25 protein-coding genes are annotated in these 25,162 nt (G+C 35.7%); 16 read left to right on the top strand and 9 right to left on the bottom strand.

Features of this window, described 5'->3' with window-relative positions; genetic code table 11:
* The first annotated feature begins 69 nt into the window (after positions 1-69).
* Both NYE52_RS19980 and NYE52_RS19975 read left to right on the top strand, forming a co-directional pair.
* Positions 70-990 (top strand): glycosyltransferase, encoded by a 921-nt coding sequence (locus NYE52_RS19980; protein WP_341194672.1) that lies wholly within the window; start codon positions 70-72, stop codon positions 988-990.
* A gap of 61 nt (positions 991-1,051) precedes the next feature.
* Positions 1,052-2,476, top strand: a complete 1,425-nt coding sequence (locus NYE52_RS19975) for a lipopolysaccharide biosynthesis protein (protein ID WP_341194671.1) — start codon at positions 1,052-1,054, stop codon at positions 2,474-2,476.
* Positions 2,477-2,492: 16 nt separating this feature from the next.
* Here the strand turns inward: NYE52_RS19975 and NYE52_RS19970 are convergent, their stop codons facing one another.
* Positions 2,493-3,254, bottom strand: a complete 762-nt coding sequence (locus tag NYE52_RS19970) for a heparin lyase I family protein (RefSeq protein ID WP_341194670.1) — start codon at positions 3,252-3,254, stop codon at positions 2,493-2,495.
* A gap of 413 nt (positions 3,255-3,667) precedes the next feature.
* Between NYE52_RS19970 and NYE52_RS19965 the strand changes: the two genes are divergently transcribed.
* Genes NYE52_RS19965 through NYE52_RS19940 form a run of 6 tightly spaced genes read left to right on the top strand, consistent with a single transcriptional unit; the run spans position 3,668 to position 8,782 of the window.
* A complete protein-coding gene (locus NYE52_RS19965) occupies positions 3,668-4,168 on the top strand; it encodes a CatB-related O-acetyltransferase (protein ID WP_445669156.1) in 501 nt (166 codons plus the stop codon).
* 57 nt (positions 4,169-4,225) lie between these two features.
* Entirely contained in the window at positions 4,226-5,104 is an 879-nt protein-coding gene (gene rfbA / locus NYE52_RS19960; RefSeq protein ID WP_341194668.1) for a glucose-1-phosphate thymidylyltransferase RfbA, read from the top strand.
* 21 nt (positions 5,105-5,125) lie between these two features.
* The gene (rfbC, locus tag NYE52_RS19955; protein ID WP_341194667.1) at positions 5,126-5,692 is read left to right on the top strand and encodes a dTDP-4-dehydrorhamnose 3,5-epimerase; all 567 of its coding nucleotides are present in this window, start codon (positions 5,126-5,128) and stop codon (positions 5,690-5,692) included.
* Positions 5,689-6,543, top strand: a complete 855-nt coding sequence (gene rfbD, locus NYE52_RS19950) for a dTDP-4-dehydrorhamnose reductase (RefSeq protein ID WP_341194666.1) — start codon at positions 5,689-5,691, stop codon at positions 6,541-6,543. The genes rfbC and rfbD overlap by 4 nt, the downstream gene beginning before the upstream one ends.
* 1 nt (position 6,544) lies before the next feature.
* Entirely contained in the window at positions 6,545-7,573 is a 1,029-nt protein-coding gene (gene rfbB / locus NYE52_RS19945) for a dTDP-glucose 4,6-dehydratase (protein WP_341194665.1), read from the top strand.
* Positions 7,574-7,615: 42 nt separating this feature from the next.
* Positions 7,616-8,782, top strand: a complete 1,167-nt coding sequence (locus NYE52_RS19940) for a nucleotide sugar dehydrogenase (protein ID WP_341194664.1) — start codon at positions 7,616-7,618, stop codon at positions 8,780-8,782.
* A 354-nt stretch (positions 8,783-9,136) separates the two neighbouring features.
* Here NYE52_RS19940 and tnpC (NYE52_RS19935) read toward each other — a convergent pair whose 3' ends face one another.
* Genes tnpC (NYE52_RS19935) through tnpA (NYE52_RS19925) form a run of 3 tightly spaced genes read right to left on the bottom strand, consistent with a single transcriptional unit; the run spans position 9,137 to position 11,491 of the window.
* Positions 9,137-10,759, bottom strand: a complete 1,623-nt coding sequence (gene tnpC / locus NYE52_RS19935; RefSeq protein ID WP_341194663.1) for an IS66 family transposase — start codon at positions 10,757-10,759, stop codon at positions 9,137-9,139.
* A 56-nt stretch (positions 10,760-10,815) separates the two neighbouring features.
* The gene (gene tnpB, locus NYE52_RS19930; protein WP_341194662.1) at positions 10,816-11,175 is read right to left on the bottom strand and encodes an IS66 family insertion sequence element accessory protein TnpB; all 360 of its coding nucleotides are present in this window, start codon (positions 11,173-11,175) and stop codon (positions 10,816-10,818) included.
* Complete coding sequence (tnpA, locus tag NYE52_RS19925; protein WP_341194661.1) at positions 11,165-11,491, bottom strand: IS66 family insertion sequence element accessory protein TnpA; 327 nt, start codon at positions 11,489-11,491, stop codon at positions 11,165-11,167. The genes tnpB (NYE52_RS19930) and tnpA (NYE52_RS19925) overlap by 11 nt, the downstream gene beginning before the upstream one ends.
* A gap of 191 nt (positions 11,492-11,682) precedes the next feature.
* Between tnpA (NYE52_RS19925) and tnpA (NYE52_RS19920) the strand changes: the two genes are divergently transcribed.
* The 3 genes from tnpA (NYE52_RS19920) to tnpC (NYE52_RS19910) are packed head-to-tail and all read left to right on the top strand — an operon-like array spanning position 11,683 to position 14,022.
* The gene (gene tnpA, locus NYE52_RS19920; protein WP_341194660.1) at positions 11,683-12,000 is read left to right on the top strand and encodes an IS66 family insertion sequence element accessory protein TnpA; all 318 of its coding nucleotides are present in this window, start codon (positions 11,683-11,685) and stop codon (positions 11,998-12,000) included.
* Positions 11,994-12,353 (top strand): IS66 family insertion sequence element accessory protein TnpB, encoded by a 360-nt coding sequence (gene tnpB / locus NYE52_RS19915; RefSeq protein ID WP_031540354.1) that lies wholly within the window; start codon positions 11,994-11,996, stop codon positions 12,351-12,353. The genes tnpA (NYE52_RS19920) and tnpB (NYE52_RS19915) overlap by 7 nt, the downstream gene beginning before the upstream one ends.
* A 49-nt stretch (positions 12,354-12,402) precedes the next feature.
* Complete coding sequence (tnpC, locus tag NYE52_RS19910; RefSeq protein ID WP_341194659.1) at positions 12,403-14,022, top strand: IS66 family transposase; 1,620 nt, start codon at positions 12,403-12,405, stop codon at positions 14,020-14,022.
* A gap of 837 nt (positions 14,023-14,859) precedes the next feature.
* Here tnpC (NYE52_RS19910) and NYE52_RS19905 read toward each other — a convergent pair.
* From NYE52_RS19905 to licT, 3 genes are all read right to left on the bottom strand, one after another.
* On the bottom strand, positions 14,860-15,867 hold the full coding sequence (locus NYE52_RS19905; RefSeq protein ID WP_341194658.1) for an ADP-ribosylglycohydrolase family protein: 1,008 nt from the start codon (positions 15,865-15,867) through the stop codon (positions 14,860-14,862).
* Positions 15,864-17,816 carry a beta-glucoside-specific PTS transporter subunit IIABC gene (locus tag NYE52_RS19900; protein WP_328021096.1) on the bottom strand — a complete coding sequence of 651 codons (1,953 nt, stop codon included), beginning with the start codon at positions 17,814-17,816 and terminating at the stop codon, positions 15,864-15,866. Before NYE52_RS19900 ends, NYE52_RS19905 begins: the two co-directional genes overlap by 4 nt.
* Before the next feature lie 102 nt (positions 17,817-17,918).
* Complete coding sequence (gene licT, locus NYE52_RS19895; RefSeq protein ID WP_328021094.1) at positions 17,919-18,749, bottom strand: BglG family transcription antiterminator LicT; 831 nt, start codon at positions 18,747-18,749, stop codon at positions 17,919-17,921.
* A gap of 891 nt (positions 18,750-19,640) precedes the next feature.
* On the opposite strand from licT, the gene NYE52_RS19890 reads away from it, so the two are divergent.
* The 5 genes from NYE52_RS19890 to NYE52_RS19870 all read left to right on the top strand — a co-directional run bounded on the left by NYE52_RS19890 (position 19,641) and on the right by NYE52_RS19870 (position 23,807).
* On the top strand, positions 19,641-20,018 hold the full coding sequence (locus NYE52_RS19890; RefSeq protein WP_341194657.1) for a hypothetical protein: 378 nt from the start codon (positions 19,641-19,643) through the stop codon (positions 20,016-20,018).
* A gap of 105 nt (positions 20,019-20,123) precedes the next feature.
* Positions 20,124-20,270, top strand: coding sequence for a hypothetical protein (locus NYE52_RS19885; protein ID WP_235252859.1), 147 nt, complete (start codon positions 20,124-20,126; stop codon positions 20,268-20,270).
* A gap of 719 nt (positions 20,271-20,989) precedes the next feature.
* Complete coding sequence (locus NYE52_RS19880) at positions 20,990-22,525, top strand: YifB family Mg chelatase-like AAA ATPase (RefSeq protein WP_341194656.1); 1,536 nt, start codon at positions 20,990-20,992, stop codon at positions 22,523-22,525.
* Positions 22,525-23,070: a transposase gene (locus NYE52_RS19875; protein ID WP_341194655.1), complete on the top strand. Its 546-nt coding sequence runs from the start codon at positions 22,525-22,527 to the stop codon at positions 23,068-23,070. The genes NYE52_RS19880 and NYE52_RS19875 overlap by 1 nt, the downstream gene beginning before the upstream one ends.
* A 251-nt stretch (positions 23,071-23,321) precedes the next feature.
* Positions 23,322-23,807 carry a sigma-70 family RNA polymerase sigma factor gene (locus NYE52_RS19870; RefSeq protein ID WP_169189322.1) on the top strand — a complete coding sequence of 162 codons (486 nt, stop codon included), beginning with the start codon at positions 23,322-23,324 and terminating at the stop codon, positions 23,805-23,807.
* A gap of 329 nt (positions 23,808-24,136) precedes the next feature.
* Here NYE52_RS19870 and NYE52_RS19865 read toward each other — a convergent pair whose 3' ends face one another.
* Positions 24,137-24,406 carry a helix-turn-helix domain-containing protein gene (locus tag NYE52_RS19865; protein ID WP_341194654.1) on the bottom strand — a complete coding sequence of 90 codons (270 nt, stop codon included), beginning with the start codon at positions 24,404-24,406 and terminating at the stop codon, positions 24,137-24,139.
* Between the two features lie 147 nt (positions 24,407-24,553).
* Complete coding sequence (locus NYE52_RS19860; RefSeq protein ID WP_341194653.1) at positions 24,554-25,018, bottom strand: competence protein ComK; 465 nt, start codon at positions 25,016-25,018, stop codon at positions 24,554-24,556.
* Positions 25,019-25,162 lie beyond the last annotated feature (144 nt).

Genomic DNA, 25,162 nt, shown 5'->3' with positions numbered 1-25,162 from the left:
GTAATAATTTAGTCATTCTATTTATAGTTGGAATCTTAAATTACTTGACGAACAATAAGGAGAATTAAAATGAATAAACTTGTTTCAATTATTCTACCGACATATAATACAGGCAGATTTATTAATGATATGTTTATGTCAATAATTAAACAAACATATAGACCTATCCAATTAGTAATAGTAGATGATTTTTCTACAGATAATACTTATGAGAACTTAAAAATCTTAATAGAGCAATCTAAAGTTAAAGATATTACTTTTAAAATAATGAAAAATAATAGTAATATTGGTCTTACTCAAACTGTAAATAAAGCATTTAATGAGTGTAATGGTGATTTTGTCTTTTTATCAGATCACGATGATATTTGGGCTGAAAATAAGATTAAAGAACAAGTGGGTTATTTAGAAAAAAAAGAGGACACTGTAATTTGTTTTCATGATAGAAAGATTATAAATGATCAAAATACAATAATCTGTTCTTCCGAATATAAGTATATAAATTTTAAAAAAGAGTTAGCTACAGAAAAAGAAGTGCTAACAAAAAAAATAAGATATTCAGCAAATACGTTATGCTTCAAAAACATTAAAGAAGCTAATCTAATATTTCCAATTCCCTCTGATATAATTGAACATGATTACTATTTAGCTTTATGCTTTAGTTTATTTGGAAATATTCAATATATAAATAAGCCATTAATCGAATATAGAGTTCATTCTAATAATATATCAGGAAATTATGCTCTTGAAACAACAAATGGGTACAGAAATTACAAGAAAATAATCAAAAAAAATAAAAATAGAAGTAATAAAATAATCAAAAATGACATTGTAATTTTAGAAAAACATATCAAAGAAAAACTAAATAGAGATATTCAAATTAAGGTAGTACATGATAAAAAAGGAATAAAAAATCTTATAAAACAAAAAATACCTTTATTTCATTATATGTATATTCAAATTATATTGAAAAAGAAGTTTTCGGCTCTATAAACTTTAAAAGGATTATAAGTTAATTTAGATTTAAAATAAATATTAATTGAGGTTTCAAAAAATGATTAGACAGTTTTTCTTATATTCTATTGGTCCTTTTTTAGGTTCTTTTATCTCTATTATTAGTATTCCGGTAATTACAAGATTAGTATCGCCACAAGATTATGGGCTTTTAAATTTATTTATATCAATTTTTAGTTTTCTTTATATTTTTATTGCCTTCCCAGATTATGCGTTTGCTAAGGAGTATCATAAGTTTAAAGAACAAAAAAGAGAGAATTATTTACTTTGGAATACTGCTGCGATATCGTTGATACTTTCTCTTATTGTGGGAATCTTTTTAATTGTTTTCTCAGAAGAATTATCAAAAATTTTATTTAAAGATAATCAGATAAATGAATTGTTTTATATATTAGCAATAATGTTGTTGCTAGCAGTCTTTGATAGATTTTCACAAATATCATTAAGAATGCAAGGTAAGGGGTTGTCCTATTCTATAGTTAATATCGAAAACAAGTTATTAATCTTGTTATTGACATTAATTTTAGTATATCTTTACCCAGATCATGCAATAACCGCAATTTTAGCATATGCTCTTGCTCAAATACTAACTAGCATAACTAGTTTTTATTTGAATAAATCTTCATGGAGTTTAAAAAATGTTGGTTTTAATTTAGGGTTACAAAAGAAGATGTTTAAATTTTCATTCCCTATTATGCCATCCTCTTTAATAATGTGGGGGCTTAGTTCTCTTTCCATTGTTTTTTTAAATGGATATAGTAATTTTTATGAGATTGGAATCTATTCAGGAGCACAAAGAATAGCAAATATATTAACAGTTATACAAACTGCTTTTATGAGTTTTTGGATGCCGATGGCTTTAAAGTTAGATCATGAAAAAGTGGATACAAAAGAATATACAAAAGTTAATGAACTGGTTCTATCAATTATGACAGGTATTTTTCTAATAGTTTTATTTTTTAAGGATGGCATAATTCTATTTTTAGGTAGCGAGTACAAAGAGGCTATATTATTAGTACCATTTACATTATTTTTTCCTGTTATGTACACTTTATCGGAAGCAATAGGAGTTGGCTTTGCTTTAAAAGGTAAAGTGCATTTTAATTTAATAGCATCTGGTTTATCCATAGTGTCCTTTTTAGCGATAGGATTTATGTTAATACCCAAATTTGGTGCTTTAGGAGCAGCTATTACAGCTGCACTATCATATACGTTATTATTTTGGATAAAAACGCTGATAGCTACTAAGGTTTGGTATAAATTTAGTCTTGTTAAATATATAATTAATTCTCTCTTGTTAATCTGTGTGTCAGTATTTAACTCAATTATTACTAACTGGACTATATATTTGATAAATATTTTAATGATTATTATTTATATAAAAATTAATAGATCTCATCTTTCTTTAATTTATCAATATCTTATTAAGATTAAAAATAGTAGGTTTAAGAAAAGAAATATTTGAATTTGATAAGTGAATATTATGAAGATGTATTATCAATTGTATCCCATAATTTTATTTTATCAAAATAAAGACTTATAATTGAGTTATTCGAAGATGATCTATATAGACCAACCCTAAAATTAGTGTAATCATTTTGATCTGAATAACCTAATTTTCCAGTATAACTCACAATAGTGCTACCATTTTTCCAGACCTTTAGCAGTCCATTTTTTGTATTTTTATCATCGATACGCATTTCAATAACAAAATCAATCCACTTACCTTTCTCTATTTCTTTAGAATAATGAAAGGTAGTTTTATAGTTTTCTGAATTTCCATTTCTACTTAATATTCGAAAACTAAAGTTATTATCAGTTGGAATCAATTCGAAAGATATTGCAGGAGAAACAGATTTACCTTGCCACCATTGTGCAAATATATTCCAATTATCTTGTGTTTTGTTATCAGTAGGAATAAACACTCTGAATGCAACATGTTTACTTTGATTGTTTGGGATGTTAAAGATTCTAAGTTCACTTCTATTTTCACCAGGAGAAAGATTGAATTTTATATACTTATCATTATTATTTTGATTTAGCTCCAAAGATACATTCTCTCTTATTCCTTGTATTTGATAGTCATTACCATTTGAAATAACAGAGTATTTATTTTTAATCGCATCTTCAAAATCTAATAAAGTAACTTCCTCAGTTTTAGATTTATTTGCATAAGCAATAAATAAATAAACAAAAAATATACAAACAAATAATAAAGTAATAATTTTCTTTTTTAGCTGCATTGGATTCATCCTTTTAAATTATTTAAAGAGAGTACTTTGTATTTTTAGAGATATAATATACTAAGTATACAGTAAAATTTTTATATATAAATGTAGCAGATAGAAATAGTTATTAGTCCCTATAAATTATTAATAGTCATGATCAATTAAACTACATATAGATGGTACTTCTTTGTAAAGAGTTAAGAAGTTAGAACTTTTAAACAACTTTATATGAAATAGAGTAATTAACTTTTGAGAAATATTTTAATATTGCGAAACATAATAAATTAAATAATCATTAATAAATTTTAAGAGGTGTTCCTGTGGTTAAGAGTTTATTAAAAAAAATATTAAGAAAGTGTTATATAGTTAGTAAAACTTATTATGAGGAGTTTAGATATGAAGAAAGTATTAAAAATGGAAAGTTGTATATGGGGGAATACAGTTATGGAAGACCGAAAGTTATTGTACATAAAGGAGATGTTCATAGGGTTTTCGTAGGGAAGTTTTGTTCAATTGCTAATGGAGTTGAAATTTTTGTTGGTGGTAATCACAATACTGAATGGATTTCTACATATCCTTTTCGTGTGAAATTTAATTTGGAAGGCAAGTATGCTGATGGGCAACCAAGCTCAAAAGGGGATGTAATTATAGAAAATGATGTATGGATAGGGAGTAATGCATTAATCCTTTCAGGTGTTAAAATAGGGAATGGAGCTATAATTGCAGCTAATTCTGTCGTCACAAAGGATGTAAAACCATATACTATTGTAGGAGGTAACCCAGCAAAAGTAATTAGACAACGATTTTCTAATGAAGATATAACAAGATTGTTGGAATTAAATTGGTGGGATTGGGAGAAAGAGAAGATTATAAGTAATATACATTTATTGTCCTCTACTAATATAAATTCTCTTTTTAAAGATAATTAGATTAATAATGAGCATTATCATTATAGAAATTAAGTCATTTTGAAAGTGGGAGAAACTATGAAAGGTATTATTTTAGCAGGTGGTAGTGGCACAAGGCTCTACCCATTAACTTTAGTAACAAGTAAACAGCTTTTACCTATTAATGATAAACCGATGATTTATTATCCACTTTCCACCTTAATGTTAGCGGGAATTAAAGACATCTTAATTATTTCTACACCAGAGGATACGCCTCGATTTGAAGCACTACTTGGTGATGGTTCTCAATTCGGCATTACCTTACAATATAAAGTGCAACCGAAGCCAGAAGGATTAGCGCAGGCTTTTATTATTGGCGAGGAATTCATCGGAAAAGATTCTGTTGCGATGATTTTAGGGGATAATATTTATTATGGTAGTGGAATGAGAAAACTTCTGCAACGTGCTGCTAAAAAAGAGAGAGGGGCAACGGTATTTGGCTACCATGTACAGGATCCTGAGCGTTTTGGGGTAGTGGAATTTAATGCAGATGGAAAAGTCTTGAGCGTAGAAGAAAAACCGGAAGCGCCTAAGTCAAATTATGCGATAACAGGATTGTATTTCTATGACAATCGTGTCGTAGAGATTGCGAAAAATGTAGAGCCTTCTCATCGTGGGGAACTAGAAATTACCTCTATTAATGAAGCTTATTTGCGACTTGAAGAATTAGAAGTAGAATTACTTGGTAGAGGATTCACTTGGTTAGATACGGGAACCCATCAAAGTTTATTAGATGCATCTAATTTTGTTCGAACTATTGAAGACCATCAAGGTATTAAAATTGCAGCTCCTGAAGAAATTGGTTACATAAATGGCTGGATTACTAATGATCGATTGATAGAACAAGGAAATATATATGCTAAAACAGGATATGGTCAATATTTATTAAAAGTAGCAAAAGGCGATATTAAATATTAAGTAGATTTGAGGTGCTTTAGAATGCAAATTACAGAAACATTTATCGAAGGGCTAAAAGTAGTGGAACCAAAGGTATTCGGAGACCATCGTGGTTGGTTTATGGAAACCTATAATGAAGAGAGCTTTCAAAAAGCAGGAATCAATATTCCATTTGTACAGGATAATCAATCCTTTTCAGCAACAAAAGGAACGCTTCGCGGCTTACATTATCAATTAAATCCAAAGGCGCAAACAAAATTAGTCCGTTGTACAAAAGGGGCTATTTATGATGTGGCAGTAGATATTCGCGAAGGTAGTCCAACGTTCGGTAAATGGTTTGGAATCGAGCTTTCTGCAGAAAACAAAAAGCAATTATTGATTCCACAAGGGTTTGCGCACGGATTTATGACGATTACCGATGATGTAGAAGTGCAGTATAAAGTGGATAACCTATATGCTCCTGAGTGTGATCGAGGCATTCTTTGGAATGATCCTGCTATTGGTATTGAATGGCCACTAGACATCACGCCAGTTCTTTCGGAAAAAGATGAAAAAGCTCCCTTACTAAAAGACGCTGAACACAATTTTACTTTTGGTGAAATTAAATGAAGATTTTAGTGACAGGCTATTCAGGGCAATTAGGCTATGACGTTGTTTTAGAAGGAAAAAAACGCGGATTTGATATGATTGGTGTTGGTCACAAGGAACTAGATATCACGCAGGAAGAACAAGTGGAAAGCTATGTACATAACGTGAAGCCGGATGCAATTATTCATTGTGCTGCGTACACTGCTGTCGATAAAGCGGAGGATGAGAAGGAAGCGTGCTTTGCTGTCAATGTGAATGGGACGCAGTATTTAGCCGCCGCAGCTAAAAGTGTCGACGCTAAATTCATTTATATCAGCACAGACTATGTGTTTGAAGGAACAGGTACAGCGCCCTTCACGGAAGAAGATCTAGCCAATCCAGTTGGATATTATGGGATAACGAAATATGAAGGAGAGAAAGTGGTACAAAGCTTATTAAATAAGTACTTCATTGTCCGCATCTCTTGGGTGTTTGGTATCAATGGCACTAACTTTATTAAAACGATGCTGCGTTTAGCAGAAACAAGAGACGAATTAAATGTGGTAGGAGATCAATATGGTTCACCTACGTATACCTTTGATTTAGCGAAGCTTTTGCTAGACATGGCAGAAACAGAGAAGTACGGCGTGTATCATGCATCAAATGAGGGTTATATTACCTGGGCAGACTTCGCGAAAGAAATTTTTGAAGTAGCGGGAAAAAATGTGAAAGTAAATAGCATTACAACCGAAGAGTATCCGACTAAAGCAGTTCGACCAAAGAACTCCAGAATGTCAAAGGACAAGCTAGAGAAGAATGGCTTTATCCGTCTTCCGGTATGGCAGGATGCATTAAAGCGATATATCGCAGAATTACAAGAAGAGGTGAACTAAGGTGACAAGAAAGAAAGTGTTAGTAACAGGTGGAGCTGGATTTATCGGCGGAAACTTTGTGCAATATATGGTCAATAAATATCCAGATTACGATATTTATAATTTAGATTTATTAACCTATGCAGGAGATTTAACGAAGCATAAGGAAATCGAAAAGAAGGATAATTATCATTTCGTAAAGGCGGATATTGCAGATCGAGACGCTATTTTCGCTCTTTTTGAAAAAGAAAAGTTTGATTATGTGACCCATTTTGCAGCAGAAAGCCATGTGGATCGTTCGATTACAGACCCAGAAATCTTTGTCGTGACAAACGTTCTTGGTACACAAGTATTATTAGATGCGGCAAAAGCGATTGGCGTAACGAAATTTGTTCATGTATCGACAGATGAAGTATATGGAGAACTAGATTTCGATCCAACAACCTTCTTCACAGAAGATACACCGTTACAGCCGAATAGCCCATACAGTGCAAGTAAAGCATCTTCTGATATGCTGGTTCGTGCTTATCACGAAACATTTGGTCTGCCAATTAATATTACACGCTGTTCGAATAACTATGGACCTTATCATTTCCCGGAGAAACTAATTCCATTAACGATTTCTCGTGTGTTAAATGATCAAAAGATTCCTGTTTACGGAGACGGAAAGAACATTCGTGACTGGTTGCACGTATTAGATCATTGTGCAGCAATTGATCTTGTGTTTCATGAAGGGGCAAATGGCGAAGTGTACAATGTTGGCGGTCATAATGAACGTACAAACCTAGAAGTAGTTAAAACAATTATTAGTACACTAGGCAAGTCAGAAGACTTAATCGAATTCGTAACCGATCGCTTAGGTCATGACAAACGTTACGCGATTGATCCAACCAAACTAGAAGAATTAGGCTGGAAACCGACCTATACATTCGAATCTGGGATTGCCCAAACGATTCAATGGTATTTGGACAACAAAGAATGGTGGGAGCAAATTATCAGTGGCGAATATCAGAATTATTTTGAGAAGCAGTATACCCTAAAGAATATATAATTATAAAGAATACAACTTTATATCAAGGGAGAGTTATATTAAATGAAAATAACAGTAGCTGGAACAGGTTATGTAGGATTATCCAATGCAATTCTTTTAGCTCAACATAATGAAGTAATAGCCCTCGATATAATTCAAGAAAAGGTGGATTTGATTAACAGCAAACGATCACCAATAATTGATAATGAAATTGAGGAATACCTAGCAACAAAGCAATTAAATTTAAAAGCAACAACCGATAATTATATAGCATTTAAAAATGCAGAATATGTAATTATATCTACTCCAACAAATTACGAACCAGAAAAAAACTATTTTAATACTAGAACAGTTGAAGCAGTAATTGCCAATGTCCTTTCTATTAATCCAGATGCTATAATGATTATCAAATCTACTGTTCCAGTTGGTTACACAGAGAAAATAAAAGAGACGTTTGAAACGGATAAAATCATTTTTTCTCCTGAATTTTTAAGAGAAGGAAAAGCATTATATGATAATTTATATCCATCGCGTATTGTATTAGGAGAACAATCAGAAAGAGCAAAAGTATTTGCTGATTTATTAGTCCAAGGTGCAATTAAAGAGGATATAGATGTTCTATTTACAAACTCAACAGAAGCAGAAGCTATTAAACTATTTGCTAATACATATTTAGCAATGAGAGTAGCCTTCTTTAACGAACTTGATTCCTACTCAGAAGTTAGAGGATTAGATGCAAAACAAATTATTGATGGAGTTGGCTTAGATCCAAGAATTGGAACTCATTATAACAATCCCTCTTTTGGATATGGGGGTTATTGTTTACCGAAAGATACGAAGCAACTACTCGCAAACTATGAGGATGTTCCTAATAATATCATGACAGCAATTGTCGATGCTAATAGAACGAGAAAAGATCATATTGCAGACATGATTATTAAACAGAATCCAAGAGTTGTTGGTATTTATCGCTTAACCATGAAAATGGATTCAGATAACTTCAGACAATCAGCTATACAAGGTGTTATGAAACGTATTAAAGCAAAAGGTATTGAAGTTGTTGTTTATGAACCTGCATTACAGGAAGAAACTTTCTTTAATTCTAGAGTGATTAATAACTTTGATTATTTTAAAGAAATCTCTGATGTTATCGTTGCTAATCGATTATCTAGTGATTTGGAAGATGTTAAAGAGAAAGTTTATACTAGAGATTTGTTTAGTAGAGATTGATTTGAATAGTCTAGTATAGGTCCTAAAGTTTTTGGATACCCCTATCTAAATTTTAGATGAGGGTATTTAAATTTGAATTAAAATAAACTTTAGGTCACAGAGACAACTCTAAATAAGTCTAATCCTGATAGATGCATACGTTCACTGAAATGAACCCTTCTGACACAACTTTTACCTCCAAATGACACGGAATGTACCAGTATGCCAAGCCTTTATCACTGAATTCCTTTGTTGTGTTCTGCAAAATAAAAGTGCAAAGTATTGCAATGAGCATAAAGTATTTTGTATTTTAGATGCACTTAACTCGTAAGCGTCAAATAGGTCCCACCTATTAATTAGATGGGACCTAAGTTATTATTTAGATAACTTTTTAAAAGAGATACAAGAAACTGGTAAAGTTGTTGACCAAGGAAGCATTCGGTCTAAGGCATCTATATCTGTCAAATTCATATTGGGAAGCTGTTCAAATAGATAGCGAAGATAGTAATATGGATTTAATCCATTTGCGATTGCTGTCTCCACCATACTGTATATGATGGCACTGGCTCTAGCACCTTGCGGTGTATTACTGAATAGCCATGCCTTTCTTCCAATCACTACTGACTTGATCGACCGTTCACTTCGATTATTATCGATTTCTAATCGACCATCCTCCAAAAAGGCTATTAGTTTATCCCATTGATGGAGACAGTATGTTACCGCCTTGCCCATTCCACTTTTAGGGAGTACTTTTTGTTCTTGTATTTTTAGCCATGACAAAAAAGCGTCTAGTACTGGTTTGCTTTGTTTAAGACGTTGTTCAAAACGTTCATTCGGGTCTAATTCTTTTACTTTTCTCTCAATGGCGAAAAGCTGATTACAGAATTGGAGACCTTCGGTTGCCGTTACCGGTTTTATGCTAGATGCTGGTAATGCTTTTAGAACGTCAGAGAATGCTCTCCTCGCATGGGCCCAACAACCTACAATGGTGACGTTCTCTACCTTATGATAACCAGCGTACCCATCAACTTGTAAATATCCCTTAAATCCATGAAGGAATTTCTTTGGATTCTCACCGGCACGCGTTTCTTGATAATCATAGAGAACAATTGGTGGTCCTTCCATTCCTGTCCTGTACAACCATAGATAAGAGTTGGAAGTTGCTGGACGCCCAGGTTCGTGAAGTACCTGTAGGGTTGTCTCATCCGCATGCACAATATCTAGCTTTAATAGAAGTTGATGCATTCGATCATATAATGGAGTCAACCATCGATCTGCCCCATAGATCATCCAATTAGCCATCGTTTGGCGTGATAAAGCTAATCCCATTCGATGAAATTGCTTCTCCTGGCGATAGATAGGGAGTCCATCTACATATTTTTGGCTCATAATATGTGCCAAAATAGAGGGAGAAGCTAAGCTTCCTGAAATCACTGGTTTTGGCATTGGTGCCGTTTGGATGGGAGTTTCCATCGCTTCCTGTTCGCAATGACGACAGGAATAAACGTAGCGAACATGCTTCATTACTTTGACTTCAGCTGGGATATATTTTATTTCCTGACGGACTTCTGTACTCATTTCATGTAATTTTCCATTACAGCACGAACACACTTGCTCTTCTTCGGATAGACGGTATTCAATCGTTTCCACAGGCAAGTTTTCTAACATCAACTGACGTTGCCCATTCTTCTTCTTACGACGATAAGTGATGGTTTCTACTGTAGGTTCTGGTAATTCGAGGTTCGCTTCTTTTTCCACTTCATTAAAAAGAGTTAACCCCAGTTGACCTGGAAGTGTTCTTTCACTTGAAATACCAAAACGTTTAGATTGATAAAGGCGAAGCTGTTCTTTTAACCAATTAATTTTGGCTTCCGATTCAGATTTTTCTTTTTCTAGCTTCGCCTCTAATTCTGCGTTTTGCTTTTCAAGAAGTTGAACGCGCTCGAGAAGTTCTTCAATTGTAGGAGTTGGGGTTGAGTGTTTCGTTTTCTTTTTCATAGGTTCTATTATACGAAAAAACAGATGAATTGTCTCTATATAATAGAAGTATTCCATTAGATGATGGTTCTAGCCATCACCTCAGGATGGGCATGCCTTTGTTCCAATGACAATCCATCTAATAACCAGCGTAATTGTTGACGAGTTATTTTTAGAGGTGTTGCATTTTGGTCATCGGCTGGCCAGTGAAATCGGCCTTTTTCTAGACGACGGTAATAGAGCCAAAAACCATTTTTATCCCAAAATAAAATCTTCATTTTATCTCGCTTTCTATTACAAAATACAAATAGATTAGGAGAAAAAGGATCTAGCTCAAAAACTTCTTGAACAAGTACAGCCAATCCATCAATCGATTTTCTCATATCCGTACTTCCTTTCGCTAGAAAGACGCGATCAACAGTCACTTCATTCAACATGCTCTTTCAGTACCTTTATCACTTCTGTGAGAAGTGTAGAATTAAAGCCTGAATTCACTTCTATGGAAACAGAGCCAACCTTGATTAGTAGAGATTCACATCGTGCAGGTTTAGGTTCCTCTATGATTACTGGGACCCATGAATTATTTGCTTTTTCCGTATGTTGGTCTTTAAGCCTTTTCTTCCAATATCCAAATTGATGATAACTTATACCATTGTCCTCACACCATTTAGCTTGAGATTGACCACTCGCTTTGTAGTCGGCAATTCTCTGTTCCCATTCTTTTCGTAGTGCTAGATTAGGACTTTTAGTCATGAAAAAACCTCCTCAAATATTTCTTTGATGTTTGAAGAGATTATCTCAAAGATTACTAGGTATGAACATGTGGGAAGAGTTTGACGCTTACCTTAACTCTTGGTGTAAGCGTCAAACTATACCCACATGGTTTGACGCTTTTTTATATGCGATAATCTCCTAGAGATTACACATAATGGAGGTTTTGCTATATGAAGAGATCCGATCTTAGAGTTGAATGGGAAAAACGGATTGCTAACTATATGGCAAGCGGACTAAGTGCTTCAAATTGGTGTGCAGCCAACGAGGTCAGTATTCATCAATTCTGGTATTGGAAGAAGAAGCTTAAAACAACCGAAGACACGTCAAATACCCCTTCACAATGGATTACATTAGAAATGGATGAAACAATGACAGACTCTCAATCTAACATAGTTGTTCATGTTGGTCACGTAGCGTTAGAGGTCAAACAAGGCTTTGATCCCCAGCTGCTTGTAGATGTGGTAAGGACACTTCAATCCATATGCTAAATGCATCAACGATTGAGAGTGTCTACCTCGCTCGAGGTAGCACGGACATGAGAAAATCCATTGATGGATTAGCTATCATCGTTCAGATGGAATTCAATCTAGATCCCTTTTCATCGAGTCTTTTTGTTTTTTGTAACAAGAAACGCGATAAACTCAAGATTCTTCATTGGGATACCAACGGATTTTGGTTGTACTACCGAAGACTCGAACGTGGAACATTTCACTGGCCATCTGATCATGGGAGCTTAGGTCCGTATAAAATCTCACGTCGCCAATTGAATTGGTTGTTAGATGGTTTATCATTAGAACAGACAAAAGCACATCCCGTCGTTTCTGCAAAAACTGTCGTTTAAACATGAAATTATGAGAGTAATCGGTTGGATCTTATAGTATAATGAAATCATGAAAAAGACAAAGAAAACAGCAAACACAACTCCTACAATTGAAGAACTTCTCGAGCGCGTTCAACTCTTGGAACAGAAAAACGCAGACTTAGAGGCGAAGCTAGAAAAGGAAAAAAGTGAATCTGAAGCCAAGATTAGTTGGTTACAAGAACAGCTTCGCCTTCATCAGTCTAAACGTTTTGGTGTGTCTAGCGAAAAGGGCATTCCAGGTCAACTGGAACTAACTCTTTTTAATGAAGTTGAACAAGAAGCGGACCTCGCATCACCCGAACCTACCGTAGAAACCATCACCTACCGCCGTAAGAAGAAACGCGGCCAACGTCAGTTGATGTTAGAAAATCTGCCTGTGGAAACGATCGATTATCGTTTATCCGATGAAGAGCAGGTCTGTTCGTGTTGCGGTGGAAACCTGCATGAAATGAGTACAGAAGTCCGTCAGGAATTAAAATATATCCCAGCTGAAGTAAAAGTGGTGAAGCATGTGCGCCATGTTTATTCATGCCGCCATTGTGAACAGGAGGCCATTGAAACGCCGATCCAAACCGCGCCCATGCCGAAGCCAGTCATTGCGGGAAGTCTCGCATCTCCATCTATGTTGGCACATATCATGAGCCAAAAGTATGTAGAGGGACTTCCTATATATAGACAGGAAAAACATCTACATCGTTTGGGTATAACATTATCTCGTCAAACGATGGCTAATTGGATGATGTACGGAGCAGATCGTTGGTTAAGCAAGCTATATAGTCGGATGCATCAGCTCCTAGTTAAGCTTGACATTGTTTGTGCGGATGAGACAACTCTTCAAGTGCTTCAAGAGCCAGGTAGATCCGCTTTATCTAAATCCTATTTGTGGCTATACCGTACAGGTGTCGAGGGATCTCCCATCATACTATATGATTATCAAGAAACCAGAGCTGGAGAAAATCCAATGAACTTCTTAAAGGAATTCAAAGGCTTTCTTCAAGTCGACGGTTATGCCGGATATCATAAAGTAGAAAACGTAACACTTGTTGGTTGTTGGGCTCATGCCAGACGTGGTTTTACCGATGTCTTAAAAGCACTGCCTACAAATAGTATAAAACCAGTCGCTGCGACCGAAGGTCTCCAATTCTGTAATCAACTTTTCACGATTGAGCGAAAGTTAAAGGAATTAGAGCCGGAAGAACGGTATAAACAACGTCTAGAGCAAAGTAAACCAATACTAGACTCTTTTTTGTCATGGCTAAAAGTACAAGAACAACATGTATTGCCTAAAAGTGGTCTCGGCAAAGCTATTACATACTGTCTAAACCAGTGGGATAAGTTAGTGGCATTTCTAGAGGATGGTCGATTAGAAATTGATAACAATAGAAGCGAAAGGGCTATTAAGCCAGTAGTGCTTGGAAGGAAGGCTTGGCTGTTTAGTAACACACCAAATGGTGCGAGAGCCAGTGCCATCATATACAGTATCGTGGAGACAGCGATCGCAAACGGATTGAATCCATATTACTATCTTCGCTATCTATTTGAGCAGCTTCCCAACTTGGATCTGACAGATCATGATAACGTTGACCAACTACTTCCTTGGTCAACGACACTACCAGTGTCTTGTATTTCATTTAAAAAACTTAACTAAATAATAACCCAGGCCCCATCTAAAACATAGGTGGGGTCTATTTGACGCTTACGATTGAGCCGGCAGTGCGGAGTTTTGAGCCACTATTTGCGGACATCTGAGCCAGTAAGTGCGGGGAAAAAGCCACTTTTTTGGTCACTTTTTCATGTCTACTAATAGGGGCTCGTTGCACTGTGACCTAGAATTTAACACATCAACCTTTCAATAAAGGTAAAAAGGGATAGATACACATTTCACTAAGTAAGAAATGTACCTATCCCTTTTTCTATTTACATACAAAACTATCAATATTATGTAAGCGTCAAACTATACCCACATGGTTTGACGCTTTTTTATATGCGATAATCTCCTAGAGATTACACAGAAATTCTTGGTCACAGTGACTCCTCGGAATTTGTCGAAGATTGAGAGAGTTAGATTGTTGTAATCAATCTTATTTAGCAGTAACTGTCCATTTTATTTTCGTATTCCTATAGTCTGAAGTTTAGGTCACAGTGACGCCTCGAAATTTGTCGAAGATTGATAGAGAGTTAGATTGTATGAATGTTGATGAACTAATATTGTGAGGGTAGTTGGTTGTTGCTCTTTTTTCTGTTTAGGAAAGGAGGTGAAAATCATAGAAACATTTCTTGAATTTCTTCGTGAAGTTCAGAAGATGATTACGGGCGCATAATTTTACCACTCTTGTGATGTTTTTTACAAGGTAACCGTCAATAAACTAGGCACCATCTATTAATTTAGATGGTGCCTAGTTTAGTTGGCAAACAAAAAATGTTCCACTCGCCAACCGTTCGTGTAAAGTTACTTAGTAATTCACTGAAAACCCAAGAGCTTTTCTTAAATGTAATATGGAGAAAATGGAAGTGCTTTCTCAGCGAGTTTATCAAAATCTAAGGAATTGATTTCTTCAATTATTGATACATCACTTTCATCAAAGTTTGGAGTCATCCCTCCACAAATGCTTGCTGAAATAGCGCCGATTGTATCTGTGTCAGCTCCTAAACTTGCACTGATTTTTGCAGCTTTCATCGGGTCTCCATTAGCGAGCTGTACAACAGCCAAGACAGCAGGAATGGTTTCAATCGTTTCTACCCCAGTTCCTAATTCGTTGACAATTCGTATGATAGCTTCTTCTTCGAGACAATTATCAACAATGTCGCGGACATATTGAATGCGGAAGGATAAGGATGGACTCGGAAACTCGGCCCCAATTCCTTTTGAGTCTTCGGCAACTTTTATAGCAAGTTCCCACATTTCGTTTAAATCCATCCCTCCAGCAGCAACATAACTAATGCAGGCTGCCACTACACATGCGCCAGACACGGCTATACTCGAATTATGTGTTGGTAAACAAATGTCATACACATTATTCATTAACTCATCTAAATGCTTGTATTCGGATATAAGTCCAATTGGTGAAATCTTCATTGCAGCGCCATTGGTTGTATTGCCAAATCCAGTTTTGTTAATAGGAACGCCATTTTTAATTGCTTGGACAGCTCTAAGAGTGGATGGACCGGAAACTAATTTAGAATCTTTTGCATTAGAAATCCACTCTGTCAAATGCTTAATATAATCCATCGCATTTAATTTCCCTTGGTTTTTTACAATCGACTCTAAAATCATAATTGTATTGATTGTATCATCCGTAATAGAGCCGGCAGGCAAAGTTCTTGGAATTAATTGATTTTCCAAAGAAGGAAGCAATGTTTGAATGCCATTTGGAAAGTTTCTTTTTATTTGGCTATATGTCCAAAATTCTGTTGGCATTCCATATGCATCGCCAATCGCTCCACCTATCAATATTCCTTTTATTCTTTTCAACAATTCATTATTTGCTGTCATGCAAAACTACCCCCATCCTTCGTCGAACTGTCTCCGCTGATACCTTCCGTTTCATTTTCCTGTATTAATTGGATTGACATTAATTCGTCTTGATAATTTATCAAACCATTTTTCGTTACTAAAATATTTTTGTTATTATCTAAATTTGTAATGACTACTGGTGTCTCTGTGCTAAAGTTTTCGTTTTTAATTGCTTCTAAATCAAATTCCACAATCACCTCGCCTTGCTTTACTAATTCTCCCTGTTTTTTTATTTTTTTGAAATGCTTTCCATCTAGTCTTACCGTATCCTTTCCTACGTGTATAAGCATTTCTACTCCATCCGTACTTGTGATCCCTACAGCATGGCCAGTTGGGAAAAGTGTTGTAATCATTCCATCAAAAGGTGCAATAATTTGGTTGCCTTCTGGGTAAAACAAGATACCTTTTCCTAATAATTCATTTGCAAAAGCTGAATCTGTCGCATTTTTTAATTCCGTAACATTCCCACGCAACGGAGAATAGATGACCTTTTCTTTTGAGTCAGGGCTTTTCTGTTGGGGTGAACAATCTTCGTTTTCAACAGCTTCATCAAAGATAAAGTAAGTCAATAAAAAGGAAACAACAATGGAAATAAGTACACCAATTATGGAAATGATTAGGCCTGTATATTCCCCATTAGGGTTTAAGAAGGAAACAAAGCCAAATATGCCAACAACTCCACCATACATATCAGCGCCGAATACGGAGATAAAAGTCCCACCAATGGCACCACCGAGCATGGAAAATACAAAACGTTTTTTTATGGGAAGCGTTACCCCATAAATTGCTGGTTCAATAATACAGAAGAGAGCTGAGATAAACGCTGGAACAGCAATTTCTTTTTGGACTTTTGATTTTGATTTTAAATAGACAGCTGCTACAACTGCTGCTTGCGCAAAGGATGCAGTAAACAGTGTAGGCAAAATGTAGTCTGAACCATGACTGCCTAAATTCTGCAATCCTAAAGTAATTAACGGCCAATGCAGGCCTAATATAACTAATGGCTGATAAATAAGTGCCACAATAAAAGATGTAAAAATAGTGGAAACTCCGTAAAGGGAGGAAACGCTATTTGAAATCAGTTCACTTAACATATTTGTAATTGGACCAATAACTAAGAGTGAAATTGGAATCGTAATTAATATGGTTAAAAAAGGTACAAGCGTAAAAGCCATGACTGCTGGAATTTTCTTCTTCAAATATTGATTAATTTTAGAAGCAAAATACACGATAAAAATGATTGGAATAACGGTTGAGCCATATCCCATCACTGGGAACAGGATGGGAATGCCAAAAAACGTTTGGAAAACAGGCGTAGCAGCAATTGTTCCTTCAAATAATGTCATAACCGCATCGCCGCTTGCCAGATTTTCTACCATGCCAGGGAAAATAATAGTGGCACCAATAATAATTCCAATAGCTGGATCGAGTTTAAATGCCCTTGCACTTGTGTATCCAAGAATTACAGGGAAGAAGTTAAAGATAGCCTGACCCATTGCATTAAGAATAATATAAGCACCATCTGTTTCCTGTATGAGTCCTGCAAATGTTAAGATCATAAGCACGCCTTGAATTAATCCGCTAGCGAGTAATACACCTAAAATCGGTGTGATAACTTTTGTGATAATTTCAATGATGGAATTCAGTGCACCTTTTTTTTCACTTTCCATTGTTTTTCTAGTTCCGATTTTATCCAAAATGACACTATAAACATCACCAACATGGGTGCCGATTACAACTTGATACTGCCCACCAGCTTTCTGAGCTGTTGCAATCTCTTTGTTTCCTTTTAAATTCGCTTCGTTTACGAGACTGTAATCATTTAAAGTAAAACGCAATCTTGTCATACAATGTGTTAAGCCAATAATATTATCCTTCCCGCCAACATTTCCGATGATAAAATGTGAAAGTTCATCATATTTCCCCATCTAAAGACCTCCTAAACTTTATTTTTTATATAATAAAAAGGCAATACTTAATAAGCTTAAAAAATCACTTATTAAGTATTGCCTGATTTAACAGTTACAATCTTAATTTAGTATTCTATTGATATGAAGAATTAAATAAAATTTTTCTTCTTCATGGACTTTAATCTTTAATCGCTGCTCTAAATAAATAACGATTTTATCAACACAAGCATATATTTCTGGGAACTTTCGCACAACTTCTTCAAATAGGTTAAGATTGTTTGAAGTATTATGTTCATTTGCAAAAACCCTTCGCAAGAAAAATTTAAGATGAGATACAAAACGAGCATAATTTAGAGAATCTTCATTAAGCACCACTTTAAATTGATAGCGAATTATAGTTATAATTTCGTGAATAATTTCTGTACTTAAAATTGTCTGCTTCATCCCTATTCCATTTTGTTGGGCGTTAACGAAATGAAGTGTAATAAAAGCTGCTTCATCCTCAGATAGCATCACATTTTCATAGTAATGGATAATTTTTAGTGATTCGAAAGCGGCTTCATATTCTTTTTTGTAAAACTGTTTAATTTCCCATAATAAAGCATTCTTAACAGCTATATCATTTTTGTTTCTTTCCAATGCATAAGTAATATGATCTGCTAAGCCTATATAGACACTGTCATCAAATTTCACATTCAATTTTTTCTCGGCAGCTTCTATGATTCTATTTGTCAGCTCTAAATGATTAATAGGGATTTCATCCAATAATTTCAAAAAACTATTCATTGTTTGTGCAGACTGCAGGACGAATAATTTCTCAATCATAGATTCTTCTATTTGATCACCAATCTTTTTATTAAAAGCAACTCCTCTACCAATAATAATATGTTCCAAGCTTCGAGAGTTCTCAGCAAGCACAACATTATTATTATAAACCTTCTTAAGTTTCAAAATGAATTCACTTCCTTTCATTAAACTATAGAAAAAAAACAAGACCAAATAATACAGACACATTTAATACAACAATGTGACCACATTAACTTGATCTTGCCTGTGAGATACAGTTACAATTCAAAGATTAATTAGAATTATTTAATTACTAATTGAATTCTAAACATAAAACGCTTACTTGTCAATATAATAATCAATTCAGATTGAGTCAAGTTTTTGTGGGAGTTTTTTTAGCTCCCTTTTGTGCGACGGGCAGTCGCATAGGGTGTTGATAAAAGTCAACACTCTTCTTTTGCATTTTCAGACAGAGACGTCATTTTGATGAAACGACTGAGAGAAGAAAATGATGAAGGAATCCCAAGTGGTGTAAGTCCACTCCCGAGGAGACTGACCTAGCTCGGGAAGCTTAATCTAGGGCAGTTACCGTGAGGAACTGTTTGAAGGAGATGCGGATATTCGAGAGAACCGTAAGCGAATGAGTAGACCCTAATGCAAGAAGTGTGAAACACGGCGGCGGGATAAGTTGGCGACTTTTCGAAAAGTGAGGAAGCCCACTGAATAGGCATTTTCTTTAGAAGTCAGAGCGAGAAAATGTGACTTATCTTGTGATGGTGTAGGGTATGCACAGAAGGGAAGTGCGATGACCCCGTGAGGTCTCCACCTTACCAAACAGGCAGGGTTCTAGTCTATAAGGTTATTCCGAAGTGGCGAAGAACGGGTGGAGAAGTCAGACGTTCTCATAGTATGGAAGTAATTCCATGACCATAACATGGAGTGAACAGAAGAGGAACGACCTATGGCTCCAAGCCAGGAACAAGATGTAATGCCAACAAGCAAGTTACCGCGGTAAAACCGTTTGAAAGTACATCAAGGAAAGGCCTGGAATACGCAATGAATCAAGAGTGGAAATTCAAATTGCACAGTGTATATGGACAACTATTGTTTGACCGTAAATTGACCCAAAGCTTTGAACAAGTAAAAGCGAACAAAGGAGTGGGTGGAATAGACGGAGAAACAATAGAAAGTTATGAAACTAAAATAGAAGAGAATATCCAGTCCCTTCTAAATAAACTACGAACAAAAACGTATCAAGCACAGCCCGTAAAAAGAGTATACATTCCAAAGAAAGATGGCAAGAAACGGCCTCTAGGGATTCCTACAATAGAAGACCGTATCGTACAACAGTGTGTAGTGAATGTGCTTCAACCAAAGTTCGAAGATCTCTTAACTCTTGGTCACAGTGACGGCCCGAAATTTGTCGAAGATTGATAGAGAGTTAGATTGTGTGAATGTGATAAACTGAAATAGCAACTGAATATTGTGAGGGTGGTTGGTTGTTGTGCTTCTTTCCGTTTAGGAAAGGAGGTGATAATCATGGAAACATTTCTTGAATTTCTTCGTGAAGTTCTGAAGGGGATTGTGCGTGAGATAAGCGCCTATTTCTTTCGGAAGAACATATTAGAAAACAAGAAAACCACCCTACGCCGTCGCAAGCAAAAGGGTGGTTCTCAACCAAAATAATATTTAATTGACAACCACACCCTGACGGTAGAGGTTGCAGAGAGAAGTGTTCGCGCACTTCTCTTTTTCATTATATACGTTTATTATATAGCTTATAACAATTGCTTTCAACTATGTGTCATGCTAAAGATTGAGTCAAGTTTTTGTCCTTTTTTATAAAGTAAAACCTCTAAAATTGTATCCGCTAGGAATGAACTTATGGTCACTGTGACGCCCCAAAATTTGTCGAAGATTGATAGAGAATTAGATTGTGTGAATGTGACGAACTGAAATAGCAACTGAATGTTGTGAGGATGGTTGGTTGTTGCGCTTTTTTCCGTTTAGGAAAGGAGGAGATGATCATAGAAACATTTCTTGAATTTCTTCATGTATGGTGCACAGTGACGCCTCGAATAATCTTGTTTCACAGGAAAGTTTCACGGACGTTTTATTTGTGATGGTTATAGATATTGTTAAAGAAGAAGTACAGCAAGTGTAATGTTTTCTTCTTTCTTTTTATTTTCATTTTGGCAGGAAATTTGATTATTTTGTAGAATATTGAAGTGGTAGATTATATCTTTCCCTCTGTTAGTTGTTCAGTTGTTCTTGTTCTAAAAAGATTTTCTTCTATATTAACCTCGATTGATTTATCTTCCTATTTTAATCTTTCTTGAATTGTTTCTTTCCCGGTTAATTTTCATTCATCGTACTATAAAAATAAATAGTTTGGAGGGAGTTGTATGACTTCAAAAGTTTCAAGTATTGGTTTGAAAGGTTTGGAGGGCTATTGTGTGCAGGTGGAGGTGCGGATATCACAGGACACGGAATCTATGGTGATTGTTGGGTTGCCTGATGCTTCTGTTAAGGAGTCTCGAGAGAGGGTGTTGGCGTCGATTGCTCATTTTGATTTGGATGTGACGGATAAGAAGGTAGTTGTGAATCTATCTCCGCCTGATCAAAAGAAAAATGGTTCACTGTTTGATCTGGCTATCGCTATTGCTGCTTTGAAGGAACTGGGGGAGGTGAAGCGTGAGATTTCAATAGATACGGCGTTTATTGGGGCGTTATCCCTTGATGGTTCGGTTGCGAGTGGGGAAGGGATACTACCTGCTGTTATTGCGGCAAGGGGACTTGGGATCAAACGAGTGTATTTACCTTATGATTCGGTGCTGCCACTCCATATGCTAGAGGATATTGAATGTATAGTTGTGTCTCATATCGAGGAAGTCGTTCAGCATTTGGAAGGGCAAGAAAGCATGTTGTCTCAACCTTCTTTTTCTTCAGAGAATCATCTAACTCCAGATGTTGACACTCATCAAAAGGATTTCTGTCATGTGATTGGACATGAGAAAGCAAAAAGAGCATTAGAAATTGCTGCAGCTGGTGAGCATAATTTACTAATGAATGGTCCTCCTGGTTGTGGAAAGAGCTTGTTAGCTGAATCTTTTCCCTCCATCATACCTTCATTAACAAATCAAGCACAGCTTGAAGTGATGAGTTTGTATCAGCTTGCTCGTGAAAAACGTATCCATAATCAATTTGTTCCTTTCAGGCATCCACATCATTCTGCTTCTGCTGTCGCCATTATTGGTGGTGGGTCGAACCCGCGACCAGGTGAAATTTCGATGGCTCATCATGGGATTCTTTTTCTCGATGAGATTGCAGAATTCTCCAAAAAAACGCTTGATATGCTCCGTCAACCACTTGAAACAGGTGAAGTAACCATTAGCAGAGCGCATTCTACTGTGACATATCCAGCTTCTTTTATCCTAATAGGTGCTATGAACCCTTGCCCATGTGGATACCTCGGTTCTCTTCAGCATTATTGCACCTGTTCCCAAAAACAAATTCAAGCCTACCGAAATCGGTTGTCAGGTCCTATCTATGACCGAATGGATATCCTTTTATCCTTACAGTCAGTAAATGTTAATCGGCCCTCCACGACGCAAGAATCCTCTAATGATATTCGTAAAAGAGTGGAAAAAGCGCGCGTGCGGCAGTATGAACGGTATCAACAAGAAGTATCCAATGCGAAGGTTCCGTTTGAAATTTTGGTGGAAACGAGTGCCTTGACAACAGAACAGAAAAAGACACTCACCCAAATTTCTTCTAAGCAAAACTGGAGCAACCGTGTTCAGATAAAAATTATCAGACTCGCAAGGACCATTTCTGATTTAGCAGGGGAAGAAAGAATAGCTGATCAAGCCATTTGGGAAGCGATGACCTTAAGACGCTGGGGGCAGAATAAACAAATGACGATTGCGAGGGAGAAATAATGCCCTATAAGAAACGAGTGTATACACCAGAGCAATTTTATCATATTGTTTCCAGAGGAAATCGACGTGACCCTTTGTTTCGGAATGCCAGTGATTTTCAAGCATTTCTTCATATCCTAACACAACTCTACGAAAAGTACCCCTTTGAAATCGCCTCCTATTGCCTTATGAACAATCATTTCCATTTACAATTACGTTCTAGGGAAGTACCCATTTCAAAGCTAATGGCACTAATCAATAAGCGTTATGCCAATTACTATAACACCAAATACCGTTTAACTGGCCATGTCTTTGAAAAACGTTTTTATGACAAAATTATTGAGAACAAAGAAGGTATGTTAGAAGTTAGCCGTTATATACACCTTAACCCAGTTGAGGCGAGGATGGTAAAGCTGGCAGAATACTATCCTTGGAGTAGCTATCAATATTATAAGAAGGATTCGACAGTACCTTGTTTTATGAATGTGAATTTTTTACTAGATTATTATGAAGGGACACCGACACAGAAACGGGAAAAGTATTGTTGTAGCGTAACCTTTAATTAATATAAATTCAGGTGTCAGACACCGCGAAAAGTCTATTATCTTTCTCAAGAAGAATATCCAATAAAAGTAGATTATTACTATTTATCAAGTATCCCCCACTCAAACTTCAAGTTTAACATCTATTATTAAAGCTTCTTTCCTCTTTTAAGCTAGATACTTTCTTTTCCTTCCATCGAAGTATGTATCTTCTTTCTATAAAGTAAAGGTACCTAGGAATAACAAGAAAAGTGCTTTTCTAAAAGGAACCGATAATGGAAGGAAAGACGTATGATCAATTAGTCGAGGAGTTTACGCCGATGATCCATCATATGATGAAAAGGATGACTATTTATAAAGATAAGCAAGAGTTTTTTCAAATTGGGTTAATCAGTATTTGGGAAACAATGTCTACATTTGATGAAGAAAAAGGCAAATATAGCAATCATTTATATCGGCATATGCAAGGCAGATTTCTCGATGAATTGAAGCGCCGCACAAGAGAGGCGGAAAGAAGTGCTTATCCAAGTGAAGAGTTTTGGGAAGTAATGGAAAGCCCTATTTTATACAGAGAAGAAGAGGACTATATAAAAGGACTTTGTTATGAATTAAACGAAGGAGAAACAAAGTGGGTCATGTTTACCTTTATTGAACAGTTAACAGTTAAAGAGATTGCGAAGAAAGAACAGGTTTCTCCTTCAGCAGTTAAATGGTGGAGGAAAGGAGCGAAGGAGAAGTTGAAGCGGACGTTGGGCTTGTGAGGGAATCGGAGGGACGGTTCTATTGTTTCCTAATAGGTTATTCTGTTTAAAGTTAAAGAAACAGATGTCAGGCACCACGAAGAGACAAAAAACTTAATTTTTTTCTCTGAGAAGGGCAAAGGAAAAGGAGCCATAGTCACTAGAGTCCCAATCAACAGTGGGTGTAGGGCCACAGGGAAGGACTGTATTCGGATTATTAACCAAAAAAAGTTAGCATATTGAAAACTTCTAGGGGCAATAATACTGCCCCTAGAAGCTTTTTCTCTTATTGATTATATTCCTAGTATAGATAGTAGTGGTTTCATTAATAAATGAGTTGCTATTTTCCGTTAGTGTTCTTCTGGCATCAATAATTCCACTTCTTCCCTCACTTTTTTAAGAAAAGATGTTGCATCAATCTCTAAGACATCACAAATAGCATGAAATAGTCCTGTGGCTGGTTGGGATTTGCCTAGTTCGATATTGTTAATATGGTTGACACTAAATCCGGTATCTTCCGCAAGTCGCTGAATGCTTTTATCCTTCCATTTTCTTCTATTTCGTATTTGTTTGCCTAGTACTTTTGTGTAAATATTGCTTTTATATAGTTCATTAGACACTCTTTATCCCTCTTTTTTCCCCATTATCTAAAGAGGTAAAAAGAATGAACATAAACTATAATGTGTATTATTCTATATTTTTACATATTCGATAAGAAAATTTTTAATTGAAGTGTTTAAGGGATAAATGACCGTTGACCTTATCAACTAAACGTCCTCATCAAGCGCTTTCTTGCATAACCAGGTTCGATACATTTGTTTCTCTAATATATGTAAGGTTTCATTCATTTTTATTTCGTTTCCGTTTTTAAATTGAACGATGGATCGATAGGTTCCTTTTGATGGTTTGATTTCGTCGACATGATGGAAGAATATCCAACAACAATGGGCTTGACTTGGGGAGGTAGTTGGAAAAGCATAGATGTTTTTTTGTGGGTTAATTGGAATCGGAATTTTCTTATGAATGCCTGTCAAGAAAGTCATGGAAGTCCGACGACCATCATAGTCAGCTCCTCCTCGGATTGCTGCTAGTTTAATTAATTCTAATGGTGTTTTTTTCACATAGAATTCTCGCTTTCCTTCTAATACGATCGTCTGATAGTCTAGCTGAAAAGCTGGTTTTAATGCATTTGTTTTTTCATTCACTTTGTACGTCGTAAGAATTTCTTTCATTTGATTGCTCCTTTTCAAGTGGATTGTTTTTTGTCATGGAGTAGGGAGGAATGTCCCCTAAACTTGGATGTGGATAGAGGAGTCAGCATACTAGATAGAGATTAATCGAACTATGTGCAATAGTGAGCAAGTAGTCATATATGA

This window comes from Niallia sp. FSL W8-0635 (assembly GCF_038007965.1).
In the GTDB taxonomy this organism is placed as follows: Bacteria; Bacillota; Bacilli; order Bacillales; family Cytobacillaceae; genus Niallia.
The sequence above is the reverse complement of the archived record's forward strand: the minus strand, read 5'-3'. Positions and strand labels throughout refer to the sequence as shown.